Source organism: Pseudomonas sp. RA_105y_Pfl2_P56, assembly GCF_963970845.1.
Taxonomy (GTDB): Bacteria; Pseudomonadota; Gammaproteobacteria; order Pseudomonadales; family Pseudomonadaceae; genus Aquipseudomonas; species Aquipseudomonas baetica_A.
Genome location: NZ_CAXAPL010000103.1, coordinates 1 through 1,185 on the forward strand (window position 1 = coordinate 1; position 1,185 = coordinate 1,185).

At 54.0% G+C, this 1,185-nt stretch carries 1 protein-coding gene; it reads left to right on the forward strand.

Going from position 1 to position 1,185, the window contains the following annotated elements:
- Positions 1-206: 206 nt before the first annotated feature.
- Positions 207-1,154 (forward strand): IS110 family transposase, encoded by a 948-nt coding sequence (locus AACY11_RS28235; protein WP_339434169.1) that lies wholly within the window; start codon positions 207-209, stop codon positions 1,152-1,154.
- Positions 1,155-1,185: the final 31 nt, after the last annotated feature.

A 1,185-nucleotide genomic window follows, 5' to 3' on the forward strand; every position in this document is an offset into this window, starting at 1 on the left:
CGCTTGTATGGTAGGACTTGAAGGGAGGAGGAGGGACAAGGCTCGATTCTGACTGTTAGCGCAGTACAGACCGTGGGAGATTTCACCCTCCTCCTTTCACCCAAGCGCCGATAAAGAATGCATCTGGCCTAGACCGACGATAGGAACAAGCCTGCGCCTCTGGGTGAACCCTTCAAGTGTTCAAACCTTAGCCCGGAGGATTTCTCATGGCAATGCCCGTCGCTACTACTCAGTCGATCATCGGGGTTGATGTCGCCAAGGACGAACTGGTGATTTATCACGCCGAATCAGATCAGCTCGAGACAATCTCCAATACCAAAGCGGCGATCAAGAAATGGCTCAAAACCGTTGCCAAACCAGTGGCAATCGCTATCGAAGCCACCAATATCTATCATCAGGAGTTTGCCGATCTGGCGCATGCCGCAGGTTACGTGATCTATATGGTTGGCGGTTATGAGCTCAGCCATTACCGCAAAGGCGTGAACGTTCGCGCTAAAACTGATGCGCTGGATGCCCGATTACTGGCCCGTTATCTGACAAACGAAGGGGACCACTTACGCCCCTGGACACCGCCGCCGCCCTTGTATTGCCGACTTATCAGTCTTTTCCGGCGTCGTGCGGCTTTGGTCCAGGCTCGTGTCAGCCTCAAGCAGAGCTGGGAGAATGAGCCGTTGCTCAAAACCGCTTTCAAAAATCAGATAAACGCCATGCAAAGACTGGAAATCCTGCTGGAGAAAACGATCCTGACGCAGATAGACGAAGCCGGTTTAGGCGCTCAGCTCAAGCGTTGCATGAAAGTAGAAGGCATAGGTACGTTGACCGGTGCCCGCTTGCTCGCATCCTTTCAGCGTGGGGACTTCAGAAACGCCGACGCTTTCATCGCTTTTCTAGGCCTGGATCTGCGCATATCGGACTCAGGTAAAAAGAAAGGCCGCCGCTGCCTGACCAAACGAGGCGACTCAGAGGCGCGTCGATTGCTGCACAACGCCGCAATGGCGGCGAGCCGAACCTCGGCGTGGAAAGGATTTTATGAGGCTTTGAGAGGGCGCGGATTGAGCACTACCCAAGCACTGGTCGCACTAGCCCGCAAGCTTGCCCGGGTGGTATTTGCTCTGTTGAAAAACCAGAGCGAATACTCACCTAAAGCGGTTTAGGGGCTAGGCATGAACCATAGAATCTCCCACA

Excerpts from the sequence above, each read along its gene's own strand:
- AACY11_RS28235 (WP_339434169.1), top strand. The coding sequence starts at position 207 with ATGGCAATGCCCGTCGCTACTACTCAGTCGATCATCGGGGTTGATGTC.